The 1,669-nt window shown below is 39.2% G+C and carries 2 protein-coding genes; both read left to right on the top strand.

Annotated features, from left to right (window positions below):
* A partial coding sequence (locus tag HMPREF9469_RS32700; protein ID WP_207636606.1) for a hypothetical protein occupies window positions 1-213 on the top strand: 213 nt, incomplete at its 5' end.
* An 80-nt stretch (window positions 214-293) separates the two neighbouring features.
* Complete coding sequence (locus HMPREF9469_RS30285; RefSeq protein ID WP_007871731.1) at window positions 294-1,571, top strand: IS110 family RNA-guided transposase; 1,278 nt, start codon at window positions 294-296, stop codon at window positions 1,569-1,571.
* The last annotated feature ends 98 nt before the right edge of the window (window positions 1,572-1,669 follow it).

Genomic DNA, 1,669 nt, shown 5'->3' with positions numbered 1-1,669 from the left:
ATAATCTCCATTCCGCGCGCCTTCGGGCGCGGCACAAATAGTAATGAAAGATTTTCAAAACCTCTACTCCGTGAGATAATGCTTCTAAGAAGCTATACTACAAAGCACGGGAGGAGGAGTTGTAAATTCTTTCTCGTTTTAGACAGCATTATAATCAGTGTAAGTCCTGCCTTTTCAAGCACAAATAAGTGGTACTACGAGTCCGTACACTAAGAATTGTTTTAACGCCTTGGTTAAATTGTGTGGCAGTTCAGTCAATGGCTTCTTATCTTACTTTAGAAAGGAGCATGACTATGAAAGTTACTTACCAAACCTGTTGTGGTGTCGATGTTCACAAATCTTTTCTCGTCGCTACAATCATCAAAACTTCTGGTAGAATAGAACCTGACTACCTGAAAAAGCGTTTTTCTACTTTTAACAATTCTATACTTGAATTCAAACAGTGGCTTCTTGTTAATGAATGCTATGAAGTCTGTATGGAATCCACCGGCAAATACTGGGTTCCAGTCTTTAACCTTCTTGAAGATGTAATCAACGTTACAATAGCTAATCCAAAATGGGTAAAAGCTGTAAAAGGTAACAAAGATGACACCAGGGACTCTAAATGGATTGGAGATTTGTTCCGTCTTGGTCTTGTGAAAGGTAGTTATATTCCCTGTAAAAAAATTCGTATTTTGCGTGAATTCACAAGGTATCGCTATAAGCTGATTTCCTGCCGTTCCAGCGAAAAGAATAGATATCAGAATGCACTTACTGTGTGTAATGTTGCATTAGATTCAGTTGTATCCGATATCTTTGGGAAGTCATCCACATCCATCGTTGACTATCTGCTTGATCAGTCGGGCAATTCCATCAATCATGAAGAAATAGCTTCAAAACTTCTTAGGAGTCTCAAATCCAAAGAAGATGCTGTTATCGAATCCATTGAAGGATATCAGATGACTGATTCCCAAAAACATCGTATGCGCCTCGTCCGCGCACATATGGATTATATCACAGCTGAGATAAATGATGTAGACTCTGAGATAGAATCTATCATTTCTTCTGATCCTGATTATGAAAATGCGATCCAGTTTCTAATGACTATTCCGGGTGTTAAACGTGACAGTGCAATCACTGTCATCTCCGAAACAGGTATTGATATGTCTCAGTTCTGTACCTCAAAGCGATTATGCTGCTGGGCTGGACTGGTTCCAGGAAGCAACGAATCTGGTGGTAAGAAGAAATCTGTTCGAATTACACGTGCTGGAGTTTACCTCAAACCTGCATTAGTGCAATGTGCTCATGCGGCCGTTAAATCCGAAAAGTCTCCTTACTACAAAAAGAAATATGAATCTCTTACAAAACGCCGTGGCAAGAAAAGAGCCATTGTTGCTATCGCGCGCATGATTCTTACTGCTATCTTCCAGATGCTATCTACTGGAGAAGTATGGAATCCGAGCGACTTATACAAAATCGATATGCCAGAAACCCTTGTAGAAAAACAAAAAGCTAAGGCTATCAAACAAGCTATGAAATTACTTGTACGTGAAGGTTTATATCCTCCACCACAAAAAACAGCAGCTTCCTAATTATCATTTAATAATCTACTTTTTCGAAAGTTGTCATTTATGACAGCTTGATTAAGTGCGCCATTTATTGGCTGACCTCTACTTTCTTTCACACTAAT

The sequence above is a fragment of the [Clostridium] citroniae WAL-17108 genome (assembly GCF_000233455.1).
Lineage (GTDB): Bacteria > Bacillota > Clostridia > Lachnospirales > Lachnospiraceae > Enterocloster > Enterocloster citroniae.
This window is presented reverse-complemented; position numbering and strand designations above follow the sequence as displayed.

Bases quoted from the DNA above. Each gene is read 5' to 3' on its own strand.
- HMPREF9469_RS30285 (WP_007871731.1), top strand. From the start codon at position 294: ATGAAAGTTACTTACCAAACCTGTTGTGGTGTCGATGTTCACAAATCT.